This window comes from Pseudomonas sp. Irchel 3A5 (assembly GCF_900187575.1).
Taxonomy (GTDB): domain Bacteria; phylum Pseudomonadota; class Gammaproteobacteria; order Pseudomonadales; family Pseudomonadaceae; genus Aquipseudomonas; species Aquipseudomonas folii.
Map to the genome: position 1 here is coordinate 326,279 of NZ_FYDU01000007.1, position 15,138 is coordinate 341,416.

Below are 15,138 nucleotides of genomic sequence, written 5' to 3' on the forward strand. Positions count from 1 at the left end.
TCAAGACTACATGCATCTAGTCAAGGGCCGGCTCTGTAGGGAGTTGAACGATAACGAGCGTTTGATGTTTCGTTCATCTGCAGTGATACGAATCAATTGGCCGATTTGATGATGTGTTTGAGCTCACTAATTAATCAGATGACGAGCGGTCAAGGAGTTACACATGAACTTGAATAACCAACCTACTATCAATGAACTTTCCGAGCTGTTTGCTGCGCGCAAGGACACGCTCGACAACCATATCCTGTGGGTGTGCGAAGAAGGCGAAGTGCGTATTGACCCTCTTGCGTCGGGTGTGCCGGAAGAGCAGTTCCTTGCCAGTCGTCCGAACTTGCGCGCTCGCCTGTCGATGTACCGCCGCGGCCATGGCTGGGTCGGCAAAAAGGCCGCCGCAGACAAGCAGTTCATGAGCGATGTGCTGCAGACATTGCAGGACGTATGGAGTCAGGCACAGCGTCAGCCTGAGTCGCGGGTTGTCGAGCGGTCGTATTAGGTTGAGTTTGCAGTAGTCCCCTGTAGGAGCGAATTCATTCGCGAAGCGTAGTGTCAGTCGCATTGCTCGCGAACAAGTTCGCTCCTACAGGGGATGTATGTTGTGCATCGTCTTTGGAGCCAACTTTTTGGCGAGGCGGTGTGTCAGGGGAATTGTTTCGCGGACGCGTTCACTTTTGCTTAATAGATACAAGTAACAGAGTTGAACCACATTCCTGTAGGAGTGAGCTTGCTCGCGATGGCATCAGGTCAGGCGACAAGTTGTTGTGATAACTATTGAATCGCGAGCAAGCTCACTCCTACAGTTCATATGCCGCGAGAAAGTGCGGTGCAACTGACACCATGTCATCTACATAGATAGTCCCTGCAACCCCCAAGTAGGCTTGTTCTGTTCGATAGGTTAGGCTTGGCCGCTTCCCGCTGCGGATGAGCGCCGGGCAGTATCTGATCTTCATCGTTCATGACAAGGCGTATGTATGGATTTGCGGCAACTGGAAGCGTTCGCGGCGGTTATGTCGGCTGGCAGTGTCACGGCAGCGGGTAAAATGCTCGGTCGTTCACAACCCTCAGTCACCCGGGTGATTCAGGAGCTGGAGCAAGAGCTCGGCTTTGCCTTGTTCGAGCGCAGCGGTCCGAAAGTCACGCCCACCCAGAAAGCCTTCATGATGTACGCCGAGGTTGAAAGTGCCTTGCTGGGTATCCGCAACATCCGCCAGCGCGCCTTGCATATTGCTCAGGACGAGAATCGCCAGATCAAGCTCGTGGCCATCCCGGCGCTGGCGGCAGGTCTGCTGCCGCTGGCCTTGTCCCGGCTGCCGCAGCCTTTGCAACCGCAGCACATTCAACTGCACAGCATGTCTCCGGAAAACGTCGTTCAGGCAGTCCTTTCCAAGACCATGGACCTGGGAGCTGTGAGCCTGCCCCTTGAGCATCGCGGCCTCGACATCCACTGGATCGGCGAGTCGCCGTGCGTGGCCGTGCTGCCCGCAGACTCGGAACTGGCTCGCTACGACGTGCTGCCCATGGAGGTGCTGGCCTCGCATCCGTTGATCACCATGTCCAACCCGTTTCGTTTCCGTCGTCGCATCGACAAGGCGTTTCAGGATGCCGGTGGCAAGACTCCCCATATGCTCGATACCAATACCTCACTGGTCGCCATGCAGATGGCTCGCGTCGGCTTGGGTATCGCACTGGTTGATCCGTTCACAGCTTTGGGCGTCCCGATCAATGGTGTTGTAGTGCGACCCATCGAGTGCAACATCCCGTTCTTCTTCGGTTTGATTTCTGCCTTCGCCAGCCCGTTAACCGATGTGTCGGTGGCGCTGATCGAAGAACTCGCCAGATCCGCCCAGGCAATGTTGCCGTCCATGGTCATGCATGACCCCAGCGAACACGACGCTTTGCTGCAGAGCATTTATGCGGGGTAGGTGCAGGTTCTGAGTGGTGGCGGTGCGCTTTTCTCTCTTTTTCTAGATATGGAATGCTGCTTCTATGTGGGAGCGGTGCTTGCCCGCGATAAGGCTGGACGCACTCCAAAGTGAACCGCATCCAGCCTTATCGCGGGCAAGCACCGCTCCCACAAGAAACCGCATGGGGGCAAAACATCTCTGCTCCTGCCCTAATACCTTTATGGAATATCAATATTCAATAATCATCGTTGAAGGAATATTCCACGACTTCTACTATTCGTTATCCGAATTCATGAGCCTTATGAATTTGAAAATGTATGAGTGTGGAATGCTTCTTGTATAGCAAGTGACCACCTTTTCTCGAATGCCGAGTATTGAAAATGTCCGATCTGAACACCGCCAGCGGTCTTGCCGCGCTGGAAGCTCGCTTGCAGCAGGATTTGCAATGGCTGGATTTGCCTGCTGCGCCTTGGGTAAAGCCTCGGGTCAATGACGGGCAGGCGGTGTTGGATGTGGCCATTATCGGTGGTGGTATGGCTGGCCTGGCACTGGCCGCCGAGCTGCGCAATATGGGTGTAATCGCGCGCATTTACGACCAGTCGCCAGCCGGTTTCGAAGGCCCGTGGGCGACTACCGCGCGTATGGAAACCCTGCGTTCACCCAAGCAACTGACAGGCCCCGCATTGGGCTTGCCTGCGCTGACATTCAGAGCCTGGTTCGAGGCGCAGTTCGGTCTGGCGGCGTGGAATGCGCTGGACAAGATTCCGCGTCTGCAATGGGCGGATTACCTGCGCTGGTATCGCAAGGCGCTCAAGCTGGATGTGCGCAACGAGCATCGCGTAAGCCGTGTCCAGCCTCGGGCTGATGGTCTGGTTGAGCTTGATATCCAGCATGCCGGGCAGCTTCAAACTATTGTGGCTCGCCATGTGGTATTGGCTACCGGTCGCGACGGTCTGGGCGGTCCTTGGGTGCCTGATTTTGCCAACGGTTTACCACGGCATTTCTGGGCGCATTCGTCTGATGGATTGCAGGATGAATGGTTTGTCGGCAAGCGCGTTGCCGTGATCGGTGGTGGTGCGTCGGCCATGGACAGCGCCGCCACCGCGCTGGAAGCTCGTGCGAAACGCGTCGATCTGTTGATTCGCCGGGCAGAGCTGCCGCGGGTCAATAAAGGCAAGGGCGCTGGCAATCCGGGCATGACCCACGGTTACTGGCGGTTGCCGGATGCCTGGAAGTGGCGGATTCGCAAATACCTGAACACTCAGCAAGTCCCACCGCCACGGGGCAGTACTCAGCGGGTTTCCCGCTCACCCAACTCACGTTTTCTGCTGAATAGCCCGGTTGTCGCCGTTCAGGAAAACCCGGCCGGTGGCCTGTGGGTGGATACGCCGAAGGCCCGCATCGAGGTGGACTTTCTGGTATTCGCTACCGGCTTTCGCACCAACTTTCAGCTGCGTCCCGAGTTCGCCAGTTTTGCCCAGCATGTCCGCGCCTGGAGTGACAGCTTCACACCACCGGGCGGCGAGCCGGATAACGAACTGGAGGACTTGCCAGACCTGGGCCTGTGTTTCGAGTTTCAGGAGAAAACCCCCGGCGCATGCCCCGGCATCGGCCAGATTCATTGCTTCAACTATCCGGCAGCCCTGAGCTACGGCGCGGTGTCAGGTGATATTCCGGCCATCAGCGAAGGCGCCAAGCGTCTCGCTCAAGGCCTGGCAGGGCAGTTGTTCAACGAAGACATCGAGCTGCATTTTACCGCCATGCAGAATTACGCCGAGCCTGAGTTGCTCGGTGATGAATGGGTCGCCAGCGAGCCGACGGCTCAAGAGTTACGCGGATGATCGGCTGGCTGGTGCGTCGCCTGAGTCAGTCGCTGCTGGTGGTGCTGCTGATGACCCTGGTGGTTTTCATTGGCCTGAACGCCATCGGCAACCCGATGGACATTCTGGTCGGCGAGGACCTCAATCAGGCCGAACGGCTGGCGGCCATAGCTCATCTGGGGCTGGACAAGCCGTTATGGCAGCAATATCTGCTGTTCCTCAAGGGCGCAGTGCAAGGCAATCTAGGCCAGAGTTTTGTCTACCACGAAGACGCCATGCGCCTGATCCTGCAGCGCCTGCCCGCGACATTTGAGCTGGCCTTCAGCGCGATGTTTCTCGCTGTTGTCCTCGGCGTGCCATTGGGCATGTTCGCCGGCAGCTATCCCGATCACCCGTTATCACGCATGTTGATGGCCTCCAGCATCGTCGGCTTCTCACTGCCCGCGTTCTGGGTGGCGTTGATGATGATCATGCTGTTCTCCATCAAGCTTGGCTGGCTGCCCGCCAGTGGCCGCGGCGAAACGCGTGAGCTGTTCGGTATCCAGTGGTCTTTCCTGACCCTCGACGGTTTGCAGCATCTGATTTTGCCGGCGCTCAATCTGGCGCTGTTCAAGATATCCCTGGTGCTGCGCCTGACCCGTGCTGGCGTGCGTGAAGTGCTGCCGCAGGAGTACGTGAAGTTTGCCCGGGCCAAAGGCCTGTCGCCGGTGCGGGTGATGTGCATGCATGTGATGCGCAACACCATGATTCCGCTGGTCACGGTGTTGGCCATGGAGCTGGGTTCGACCATCGCCTATGCGGTGGTGACCGAAAGCATTTTCGCCTGGCCCGGTGCAGGCAAGCTGATTCTGGACAGCATCAATATGCTCGACCGCCCGGTGGTGGTGGCTTATCTGATGGTGGTTGTGGTGATTTTTGTGGTGCTCAATCTGATTGTCGATGCGTTGTATTACTTCCTCGACCCGCGTGTGCGTGTGGAGGCCAAACGATGAGCCAGGCCCCTGTAGCGACCTTCAAGGCGCAATCCCCATGGCGGCGCGGCGTCTCGGAGTTCAAGACTTCGCCGACGGCCATGCTCGGTTTGCTGGTGTTGGTGTTTATTGTCGGCGTTGCGGCGCTGGCACCCTGGATTGTTCACCAGAACCCCTATGACCTGATGCAGCTCAACGTTCTGGATGCGCGCCTGCCGCCGGGCACGGAAAACGTCGACGCCGGTTATACCTATTGGCTGGGCACCGACGGCCAGGGTCGCGATTTGCTCTCGGCGATTATTTACGGCTTGCGCATCAGTCTCTGGGTCGGCATTGGTTCCGCGCTCATCGCCGCAGTACTCGGAACCATGCTTGGCTTGTTGTCGGCATATGCAGGCGGTTGGGTCGATGCGTTGTTGATGCGTCTGGTGGATTTGCTGTTGTCATTTCCAGTGATTCTCATGGCGTTGATGATTCTCGCCTGGCTGGGCAAAGGCGTCGGCAATGTGATGCTCACCCTGGTAGTACTGGAATGGGCCTACTACGCCCGTACCGCCCGAGGTCAGGCGCTGACTGAAAGTCGCCGCGAATACGTCGATGCCGCGCGGGGCCAGGGCGTTGGTTCATGGCGCATTGTGGTCGGACATATTCTGCCCAACTGCCTGCCACCGCTGATCGTGATCGGCGCGCTGCAGATCGCCCGGGCGATCACCCTGGAAGCGACCTTGTCGTTCCTCGGTCTTGGCGTGCCGATTACCGAGCCTTCGCTGGGGTTGCTGATCGCCAACGGCTTTCAGTACATGCTCAGCGACGAGTACTGGATCAGTTTCTATCCCGGTGTGGCGCTGCTGATAACCATCGTCGCCATCAACCTGGTGGGCGACCGTCTGCGTGATGTGCTGAACCCGAGGTTGCAACGATGAGCCTGCCAGACAGTTCTGCCGAATCGTTAGCCGTCGAGCAAGCGGCCAGCGTGCAGCCGACGCTGGATGTGCGCGGTTTGTGTACTTCGTTCTATACCCGCGCCGGGGTGCTACCCGCGGTGCGTGATGTGTCCCTGAGCATTCAACCGGGGCGAATTCTGGGTCTGGTGGGCGAGTCCGGTTCCGGCAAATCAGTCACCGGTTTCTCGATTCTGGGTCTGGTGGATGAGCCGGGACGTATCAGCGGCGGTGAAGTGTTGTTTCAAGGCCGTGACCTGACCCGCTTGTCTGCCAGGGAGTTGCGCCACCTGCAAGGCAATCGCATCGCGATGATCTTTCAGGACCCGATGATGACCCTCAATCCGGTGCTGCGCGTCGACACGCAAATGATCGAGGCGGTGCAAGCGCATCAGCCCCTCAGCCGCGCCGAGGCCCGGGAGCATGCCAGCCGTACGTTGGCGCTGCTGGGCATCGCCAGTCCTGATGAGCGACTGCGCGCTTACCCGCACCAGTTGTCCGGTGGCATGCGTCAGCGGGTGGCGATTGCCATTGCGTTGCTGCATTCGCCAGACCTGATCATTGCCGATGAACCCACCACAGCACTGGACGTGACCATTCAGGCACAGATCCTCAGTGAAGTGCAGAAGCTGGTCCGTCAGCAGGGCACTTCGCTGATCTGGATCACTCACGACCTGTCGGTAGTCGCCGGTCTGGCGGACGATATTGCGGTGATGTACGCCGGGCGCATCGTCGAACAAGGCACCGTCGCGGCGGTGCTGGATCGCCCGCAACACCCTTATACCCAAGGCCTCATCGACAGCCTGCCGAGCCGTAACAAACGCGGTCAGCGGTTACGGCAGATTCCCGGCATGGCACCGGATCTGCTGTCGATGCCAACAGGTTGTGCCTTCGCTGCGCGATGCACCCGAGCAACCTCGGTGTGCGAGCAGGATCCCCCCAGTCAAGCGATAGAGCCGGGCCGACTGGTCCGCTGTTTTCATCCGGGAGCCGCCGATGAGCAATGAATCGACGCCAATCATCGAGCTGCGCGATGTCAGCAAGACATTCGGCAAAGCCAGTCCCGACAGCGGACTGCAACATCTCTTGCAGCGTTTGCAATTGACCCGGCCGACGTCAGTGACACACGCGGTCGACCGGGTTGACCTGCGCATTGTGCGGGGCGAAGTGGTGGGGCTGGTCGGCGAGTCCGGCTGTGGCAAGTCGACCCTTGGCCGGATGGTCGCGGGCCTGCTGCCAGTGTCTTCCGGCACGGCGTCCATTGACGGCAAGTCCATTGAAGATTTCACCCATGAAGAGCGTCAGGCGGCGCGACTGAAAATCCAGATGATTTTTCAGGATCCGTCCGCCAGTCTTAATCCGCGTCTTCGCGTTGATCGTATCGTCGGGGAGGGCGCGTTGCTCCATGGTCTGACCGACAAGGCCGGGTTCGACGATTACGTCAGCGCGCAACTGCAACGTGCCGGGCTCAGCCCGCAATTGCGCCAACGCTATCCGCACCAGTTCAGCGGCGGTCAGCGTCAGCGCATCGGTATCGCTCGTGCGTTGGCGGTGCAGCCTGAGCTGCTGGTTTGCGATGAGTCGGTGGCGGCCCTGGACGTGTCGATTCAGGCGCAGATTCTCAACCTGTTCATGGACCTGCGCGACGAGCTGGGCCTGACCTATCTGTTCATCAGCCATGACCTTGGTGTGGTCGAGCATCTGTGCGATCGCGTGGTGGTGATGTACCTGGGGCGGGTCGTGGAGAGCGCCGATGTCGACGATCTGTTCAGTCGTGCCAATCATCCTTACACCCAGGCCTTATTGGCGCAGATCCCGCGTTTCGATATTCGCAGTGCCCGTTATGACGCGATCAAAGGGGAAATCCCCAGCCCGCTGAACCCGCCTGCCGGGTGTCATTTCCATCCTCGTTGCCCGCACGCCATGGCGCGCTGTCGCGTGGAAGTTCCACCGCTCAGGGAGGTTTCGCCGAACCACCTGAGCGCTTGCCACCTCAACGAAACAGCCTGAACGGACGCTTGATCGTCCGTCTTTCTTATTGCCATTGCGTACAAGGAAACAACACATGAAACCTCTTGTTCGTTCACTGTTGGCCTCGGCCCTGATTCTGGCTGGCGGCAGCGCCTCGGCTGAAGCGTTGCGTATCGGTTACGCCGACCCGGTCTCGTCCCTCGATCCGCAACTGAATAACTACGCCGGTGATCGTTCGGTGGCGCTGCATGCCTTCGAATCGCTGGTCAATCGTCACGACGACAAGACCCTGCCGGGCCTGGCCAAGAGCTGGAAAGTGCTGGACGACAAGACCTGGGAGTTCAGCCTGCGCGATGACGTCAAATGGCAGGACGGCAAGCCGCTCACCGCCGATGACTTCGTGTTTTCCTTCGAACGAGCCCGGGCCGTACCCGGTTCCGTTGCGTCTTACGCGGGAGCCATGCGGACCGTCGAGTCGATCCAGGCCAAGGATGATCACACTCTGATCATCAAGACCCGCTCACCTAACGCCAACCTGCTGCCGGACGTCGATTCGATCTACATCGTCAGCCGTCACGTGGGTGCAGGTGCCGCGAGCGCTGATTACAACTCGGGCAAAGCGATGGTCGGCACCGGGCCTTATCGTTTCGTTTCCTTTGTGCCGGGCGACCGCACGATTTTCGAGCGCAACAACGCGTATTGGGGCGAGAAGCCGCTGTGGGACAGCGTTGATTATCGTTATATCGCCAATGCCGCGAGCCGCACCGCAGCCTTGCTGGCGGGTGATGTGGACGTGATCGACAAGGTCTCGCCAACGGACGTGGCCCGCCTGCGTCAAAGCCCGAATGTGAAGGTTTACGCTTACTCCGGGCTGCGTGCACTGATTGTTCAGCCGAGCTTCCGCGAAGGCCCGAACGAGTTTATCCGTGACAACGCGGGCAAACCTCTGGAGCAAAACCCGCTGCGCGATGTGAAGGTGCGCAAGGCGTTGTCGCTGGCGATCAATCGTCAGGCGATTGTCGAACGCATCATGCAAGGCACCGTGACCGAGGCCAACCAGTGGATGCCCGCCAATACCTTCGGCTATAACGCGGACCTGAAAAACATTCCGTACGACCCGAAACAGGCCAAGGAGCTGTTGAAGGAAGCGGGCTTCCCGGATGGCTTCCAGTTGACCGTGCACGTACCGGGTGACCGTTACCCGCAAGCGCCGGAAACCATGCAGGCCGTGGCACAGTTCTGGTCGCGGATTGGCGTCAAGGTGCAACTGGAAGTGTTGCCCTGGGCGGTTTACGCCGGTAAGGCCAACAAGAACGAACTGGCAATCAGTGTGATTGGCTGGGGTAACGGCACTGGCGAAGCGGCTTATGCGCTGACCAACATTCTGACCACCGTCGACAGCGCCAAGGGTCTGGGTGCCTCCAACTGGGGTCACTACAGCAACCCGCTGGTGGATCAGGCATTGACCAAAGCCACCGCCGAGTTCGACGAAGCCAAGCGCCGGGCCATTCTGGAAGAGTCCGCGAAGGTCGTGACCGACGACGTCGGCATCATTCCGCTGTTCCACTATCAGAACATCTGGGCTGCGCGCAAAGACCTGAAAGTTGAGCCTCTGGTCAGCGACCGCACGGCCGCAAGCATGGTTACCAAATTGCCTTGAAGTCTTGAAACCCTGAGCCTGACGCCTTTGCGGGCGACAGGCATCAGCCCGATGCACTCAGAGGATTTGTGATGAATTCCACCGCTCAATCGCCGGATGTCCTGGATGATTTGCTGGGCCTGACGCCCGGCACGCATCTGCATCAGGTTCGCCACGCCCGTGACAAAGTGCTGGCCGCGACTCAGGGCAGCCACGCGCAGTTTTTCGACCCGCTGCTTGAGAATAATCTGTCCCTGAATGAGCGCCTGCTGGTGGCCTATTTTGCCAGCCGTCTGGCGCCCAGCCCGTTGTTGGCTGATTACTATAAAGAGCAGTTGCAGGCGTTGAGCGTTGATCCGTTGCTGATTGGCGCACTGGATTTCGCAGCCCTTGAGCGCGTAACCGATGCTCGCTTGCACGCCATTCTCGGTTTTACCCGCACTCTGATCGAGCGCCCGGTGGAAGGTGATCAGCAGGCGTTGCATGTGTTGCAGCAAGCCGGATTGTCGACCGCAGAAATCGTGGTGCTCGCACAGTTGATTGCCTACCTGTCGTATCAGATTCGCCTGGCGGCAGGTCTTGCCGCGTTGTCAGCCGCAGGAGCCGCGTCATGAGTGAGCCTATCCGTATCAACGGTTTCACCAGCGAAGTATTGGGCTGGAAAGCCTGGCTGCCAACCATCGAGCTCGACAGCGCGACACCCGAACAAGTGGCCGTGCTGGAAGAGAGTCATCCGCAGGCCAAGGTGTCCGATTATTACCTGACCCTGGCGCATCAGCCCGAGGTGCTGCGTCAGCGCTCGCTGGCCTTCAACGCCATCATGTACGCCCCCGGCGGTTTGTCACGTGCCGAACGTGAACTGGCGAGCACCGTGGTTTCCCGTATCAATCAGTGTGTGTATTGCGCCTCGGTACATGCCCAGCGCTTTGAGCAACTGGCAAAGCGTAACGATGTGATTGCCGAGATCTTCACCGATCCTGAAACGGCCGGGACAACTGAGCGGGAAAAGGCCATCGTGCGTTTTTCCATCGATCTCACCCTTGACCCGGCTGCGCTGGGGGCTGAACACATCGGGCCATTGCGCGCGCAAGGTCTGGATGATGCGCAGATTCTGGACCTGATCCATGCGATCTCTATTTTCGCCTGGGCCAATCGTTTGATGCTCAACCTGGGCGAGCCGGTTTACAAAGACGCGTGAAGATGGGGTAGAAGAGATGCCCAACCCCGTTGGGTCGGCGTTAGCCGGGAGGGCGTCGGCACATCGCAAATTTCCTTCGCCAGAAATCAGCAATCAGGCGTTTGAATAAAAAACCTCGCTAAAAATTGTACAAGATCGTGTTCCTCGTATAGCTTTTATGTCTTAGGGGCCAGCATCCGGGTGTTGTTGTGGTCTTTGACCTTGCATCTGGTTGCTGGCCCTTTTTTGGTCTTGCCCTGAAGATCCGGACGAGAGGCGATGTATGGCACGACTTTGTATGACACGACTTTGCTTGGTGGTTTTTCTGCTGTTCAGTCAAGTGCTCAGCCAGGTGGCGAACGCTTCGTGGCAGGAAGCGTTGCCCAATGCGCAGGTCATCGGTGGGGGCGATCTGCGGGTGTTTGGCTTTCGTGTCTACACCGCGCGCTTGTTGAGTGTCGGCAAGCCTTTGAAGGCCGATCAGCCGTTTGCGCTGGAGCTGACTTATCACCGGACGATATCCCAGGATGATCTGGTTGAGGCCAGTATCGTCGAGATCAAACGTACTTCCCCGAAGGCGATCCCCGAAACGCAGCTGGTCGCCTGGCGTGAGCAAATGGCTCAGGCGTTTGTCGATGTAGAAGAGGGCATGAAGATCACCGGGGTGTATTTCCCGGGGCGCGAGGCGCGCTTTTATGTCGGTGACAAGCTGCAACATGTTGTACAGGATCCGCAGTTTGCCAAAGCGTTCTTTGATATCTGGCTGAGCCCGAAAACCCGTAACCCGGAGCTGCGTGAGCAACTGATGGGCGGGGCACGTAAATAACTCATTTCTCTGCTGGGAGCTGCACTATGTTGAAGGCCATGATCATCGCTGCATGCATTGGTTTGACTGCCTGCAGCGGCGTGGACGTGAAGCAATACAGTCAGGAAACCCCAAAGCTGGATCTGCGGAAATACTTCACCGGGCGTGTTGTCGCCCAAGGCATCTTCCAGAAGCGTTCCGGGGAAGTGACCAAACGCATGGACGTGGTGATCAATGGTCGTAGCGAAGGTGACGCGCTGATCCTGCACGAAGACTTCACCTACAGCGACGGTAAAAAAGAAACCCGGGTATGGACGCTGGTTCCTGACGGGCCGGGCCGCTGGAAGGGGACGGCGGGAGATGTCGAAGGTGAGGCTTTCGGTGAAGTGTCCGGCAATGCCTTTCACTGGCGTTACGTGCTGAATCTTCCGGTAGACGGCACCACGTACAAAGTGCACTTCGACGACTGGATGTACCTGCTGGACGACAAGACCCTGGCCAATCGCTCGTACATGAGCAAGCTGGGTGTGGAGTTGGGGCAGGTGACGTTTTTCTTTCGTAAAGAATGATTAGTCGGTAGAGGAGCTTTCATCGAACATAAAAAAACTCACTGAATAAATGCGGCTTTTATGTGGGAGCGGTGCTTGCCCGCGATAAGAACACCGCGATTTACCCTTCAAAGCGCGTCGCCGCTTATCGCGGGCAAGTACCGCTCCCACAAGTACTCCGTCGGCAGCGGGACAGCGTGGTGTCAGGATTGGTTCTTTCATCTGCCTGTCTGAAATTTCTTGAAACCTTCTCTGCCGATCCTTCCCACCCCTCTGTACTATGGCTACCCCCGGCCATCGATGCCGGACGCATGAACACGAATTTCCTCACCGGACGCCCTGCATGACCAAGCCTGTTTCCTCTTCCAGCAGAGATTTCATTCTGGTGGCCTGCGCCTTGTTGATCGTCATGGTTGGCACCACGCTGCCGACGCCGCTGTATGTTTATTACCAACAGCAAATGGGCTTTGGCGAAACCTGGGTGACGCTGATTTTCTCGATCTATGCCGCTGGAGTCATCGCCGCGTTGCTGGCAGTGGGCAGTTGGTCCGATCAGGTCGGGCGCCGTCCGATGCTGTGTGCCGGTTTGGTCATGGGCGCGATCAGTGCGGTTATTTTCCTGTACTGCAATTCCATTGGCGGTCTTTTGCTGGGCCGACTGTTTTCCGGGTTTTCCGCCGGGATCATGACCGGTACTGCAACGGTGGCAATCATCGAGCTGGCCCCCAAGTCCTGGAGCAAGCGCTCCACGCTGGTAGCGACGGCTGCCAACATGTTCGGCCTCGGGCTTGGACCTTTGCTGGCAGGTCTGACCTCACAGCATCTGCCGCATCCCCTGCAACTGGTGTTCTGGCTGCATCTGGGGTTTCTGGGCATTGCGTTGGTGGGTGTCATGGTTGCCCGGGAAACAGTCAAGCGCCCGGAGGTACCACGCCTGCGGGTTATGCGGCCTTCGATTCCTGCCGAAGTGCGCGGTCTGTTCATTCCGGCAGCCATCGCCGGGCTGGCAGGCTTTAGCGTTGCCGGGCTGTTCACCAGCATGGTGCCGTCGATCATGCGTCAGGTCATGGAGCAATCCAGTGGCATCGTGATCGGTGCCGTGGTCGGCTCGTTCTTCGCCGCATCGGTAGTCGGTCAAGCGCTGTTGCAATGGTTGCCGTCTCGTCAGCACATGACCCTGGGTTGCGTCGCGTTGATCCTTGGCATGCTGACCTTGGGCCTGAGTATCGCGACTGAGCAGATGCTGTTGCTGATCGTTGCGGGTATCACCGCAGGTATCGGCCAGGGCATGGTGTTCCGCGCTGGCATGGGCGCGGTAACGGCCGCCAGCCCGCCACATCAGAAAGCTGCAGTCGCCTCGGCGCTGTTTGTGGTGTTGTACCTGTCCATGTCATTGCCGGTGATTGCTGTCGGGGTGAGCGTGCCGGTGTTTGGCTTGCGCCATGTGGGTGAGTTCTTCAGCGCTCTTGTTGCGTTGATTGCCGTGATTGCGATGTGGAGCATGAGAAGGGCGCAGGCTGCGGCGGCTTGATGCAGCATTTCTGGCGGAAGAGATAGCTCAGAGGTTTTGATGAGCCTGACTTGAAATGCTTCCCTGTGGGAGCGGTGCTTGCCCGCGATAAGGCTGGACGCGGTTCACATTAGATCGCGTCCAGCCTTATCGCGGGCAAGCACCGCTCCGACAAGGTTCTCCATCAGTCTCATAAATCGCAGCAATACCCAAGGCACATTTCTTGCTTTGCTAACAATAAAACTATTGATAGCTAGCAAAAAATAGAGAGCCTTTGATCATGATCGCTACCTCAACTCGTGCCGTGATTTGTACGCCTCATGCCGAAGCCAGCGCCGCCGGGATGCGTATTCTCGATGCCGGGGGCACGGCTATTGATGCAATGCTGGCTGCCAGCGCGATGCTCGCGGCGGTATTTCCGCACATGACCGGGCTGGGCGGCGATGCGCTATGGATGATCCACGACAGCAAGGTGCGCACCATCGTGGGGATCGGTCGGGCCGGTCAGCATATGCCTCAGGGCGCAAAGATCACCGTGCGTGGTCCGGCCTCGGTGGCAAGCACCGCAGGCGCGTTGGCCAGCTGGCAGACCGCAGCGAATATCAGTCGCCATGAATGGGGTTCGAAGCTGGGGTGGAACGACTTGCTCGATGACGCTGCCGTGATGGCGGATCAAGGCACGCTTATTTCACAATCACAATTGTTCTGGCAGACCTTGCGCCAACCCCTCATCGAGCAGCTCCCGGACCTGCATCGCCTGTGCAAGACCGACGGCCGCTGGATGGGTGAGGGCGACACACTGCGTCAGCCGGAGCTGGCCAATACCCTGCGTCATCTGGCGAGACATGGCGTCGAGGACTTCTATCGAGGGGAGCTGGCCGAGGCATTCGGTGCGGCGTTCGACCGGCTCGGTTGTGGCCTGACGGCGGCGGATCTGGCTGCCACGAGTGCGCTTGAAGCCGCGCCGATTTCGGTGCGCTATCGTCAGGGTCAGCTGTACAACGTGGCGCCGCCCAGCCAGGGGCTCTATACCTTGCAAGCCATGGCCGCACTGCAACACAAGCCATTGGCGCAAGTGAATAACGGCAGCGCGCAGTATTACCACTATCTGGTGGAGGCCATTAAGCAGGGGTTGCTGCGGCGTAATGCGCAGCTGTGCGATCCGTTGAGCACAGCATGGGATTACGCCGCCAGCCTGGAGGACGCACAAATCAAGGCTTACGCCGAGGCCATCGACGATCAGCGTGCGGCACCCTGGAATGAACCAGGCCGACCTGCCGATACCATCTGGATGGCTGCAACCGATGCTCAGGGGCGAACCGCGTGTCTGATCCAGAGCCTGTTTCACGATTTTGGCTCGGGCTGCATCCTTGGAGATACCGGTGTGTTGTGGCAGAACCGTGCTGCCGGTTTCAACGCCGATCCCACCCACGTCAATGGCTGGGCACCAGGCAAGCGTCCGGCGCATACCTTGAATCCGTCCTGCTACTTGGCCGACGACGGTCGTCGGTGGTTCTTCGGAACCCAGGGCGGCGACGGTCAGCCGCAGACGCAAATGGTTTTGGCCACGCAATTGGTCGACTATCAGCAGCCGATCGATCTGGCGCTGGAGACGCCGCGTTTCCTGCTGGGGCGCAGCTTCTTCGACAGCACCGACAACCTGAAACTGGAAGGTGACATGAGTGCTGCGACCGTCGAGGGGCTTGCCGCGCTGGGCCATGAAGTGGAAATCATCCCGGCACGCAGCCCCATGACCGGCCATGCAGGGATCATCGCGATTGATGAAACAGGGCGTCGCAGCGCCATGCATGATCCGCGTGGCGAAGGCCTCGCGCTGGGTCAGCCAAACTGATCG

Annotated in this window: 14 protein-coding genes; all 14 read left to right on the forward strand. The window is 58.7% G+C overall.

Going from position 1 to position 15,138, the window contains the following annotated elements; translation table 11 throughout:
• Nucleotides 1–163: 163 nt before the first annotated feature.
• The gene (locus tag CKW31_RS14215) at nt 164–493 is read left to right on the forward strand and encodes a hypothetical protein (protein ID WP_095095918.1); all 330 of its coding nucleotides are present in this window, start codon (nt 164–166) and stop codon (nt 491–493) included.
• A gap of 475 nt (nt 494–968) precedes the next feature.
• Nucleotides 969–1,919: a LysR family transcriptional regulator gene (locus tag CKW31_RS14220; RefSeq protein ID WP_095095921.1), complete on the forward strand. Its 951-nt coding sequence runs from the start codon at nt 969–971 to the stop codon at nt 1,917–1,919.
• A 362-nt stretch (nt 1,920–2,281) separates the two neighbouring features.
• Nucleotides 2,282–3,742 (forward strand): SidA/IucD/PvdA family monooxygenase, encoded by a 1,461-nt coding sequence (locus CKW31_RS14225; RefSeq protein WP_095095925.1) that lies wholly within the window; start codon nt 2,282–2,284, stop codon nt 3,740–3,742.
• Entirely contained in the window at nt 3,739–4,713 is a 975-nt protein-coding gene (locus CKW31_RS14230) for an ABC transporter permease (RefSeq protein WP_095095928.1), read from the forward strand. Before CKW31_RS14225 ends, CKW31_RS14230 begins: the two co-directional genes overlap by 4 nt.
• On the forward strand, nt 4,710–5,615 hold the full coding sequence (locus CKW31_RS14235; protein WP_095095931.1) for an ABC transporter permease: 906 nt from the start codon (nt 4,710–4,712) through the stop codon (nt 5,613–5,615). The genes CKW31_RS14230 and CKW31_RS14235 overlap by 4 nt, the downstream gene beginning before the upstream one ends.
• Entirely contained in the window at nt 5,612–6,640 is a 1,029-nt protein-coding gene (locus CKW31_RS14240; protein WP_095095934.1) for an ABC transporter ATP-binding protein, read from the forward strand. The genes CKW31_RS14235 and CKW31_RS14240 overlap by 4 nt, the downstream gene beginning before the upstream one ends.
• Nucleotides 6,630–7,643, forward strand: coding sequence for an ABC transporter ATP-binding protein (locus tag CKW31_RS14245; protein WP_095095937.1), 1,014 nt, complete (start codon nt 6,630–6,632; stop codon nt 7,641–7,643). Before CKW31_RS14240 ends, CKW31_RS14245 begins: the two co-directional genes overlap by 11 nt.
• Before the next feature lie 55 nt (nt 7,644–7,698).
• The gene (locus tag CKW31_RS14250; protein WP_095095940.1) at nt 7,699–9,264 is read left to right on the forward strand and encodes an ABC transporter substrate-binding protein; all 1,566 of its coding nucleotides are present in this window, start codon (nt 7,699–7,701) and stop codon (nt 9,262–9,264) included.
• Nucleotides 9,265–9,335: 71 nt separating this feature from the next.
• The gene (locus CKW31_RS14255) at nt 9,336–9,857 is read left to right on the forward strand and encodes a CMD domain-containing protein (RefSeq protein WP_095095943.1); all 522 of its coding nucleotides are present in this window, start codon (nt 9,336–9,338) and stop codon (nt 9,855–9,857) included.
• Complete coding sequence (locus tag CKW31_RS14260; RefSeq protein ID WP_095095945.1) at nt 9,854–10,441, forward strand: peroxidase-related enzyme; 588 nt, start codon at nt 9,854–9,856, stop codon at nt 10,439–10,441. The genes CKW31_RS14255 and CKW31_RS14260 overlap by 4 nt, the downstream gene beginning before the upstream one ends.
• A 277-nt stretch (nt 10,442–10,718) precedes the next feature.
• Complete coding sequence (locus CKW31_RS14265) at nt 10,719–11,246, forward strand: chalcone isomerase family protein (protein ID WP_095095948.1); 528 nt, start codon at nt 10,719–10,721, stop codon at nt 11,244–11,246.
• A 26-nt stretch (nt 11,247–11,272) separates the two neighbouring features.
• Nucleotides 11,273–11,794 carry a DUF3833 domain-containing protein gene (locus CKW31_RS14270; RefSeq protein WP_095095951.1) on the forward strand — a complete coding sequence of 174 codons (522 nt, stop codon included), beginning with the start codon at nt 11,273–11,275 and terminating at the stop codon, nt 11,792–11,794.
• Nucleotides 11,795–12,116: 322 nt separating this feature from the next.
• Nucleotides 12,117–13,304 (forward strand): MFS transporter, encoded by a 1,188-nt coding sequence (locus CKW31_RS14275; RefSeq protein ID WP_095095953.1) that lies wholly within the window; start codon nt 12,117–12,119, stop codon nt 13,302–13,304.
• A 259-nt stretch (nt 13,305–13,563) separates the two neighbouring features.
• Nucleotides 13,564–15,135 carry a gamma-glutamyltransferase family protein gene (locus tag CKW31_RS14280; RefSeq protein WP_095095956.1) on the forward strand — a complete coding sequence of 524 codons (1,572 nt, stop codon included), beginning with the start codon at nt 13,564–13,566 and terminating at the stop codon, nt 15,133–15,135.
• The last annotated feature ends 3 nt before the right edge of the window (nt 15,136–15,138 follow it).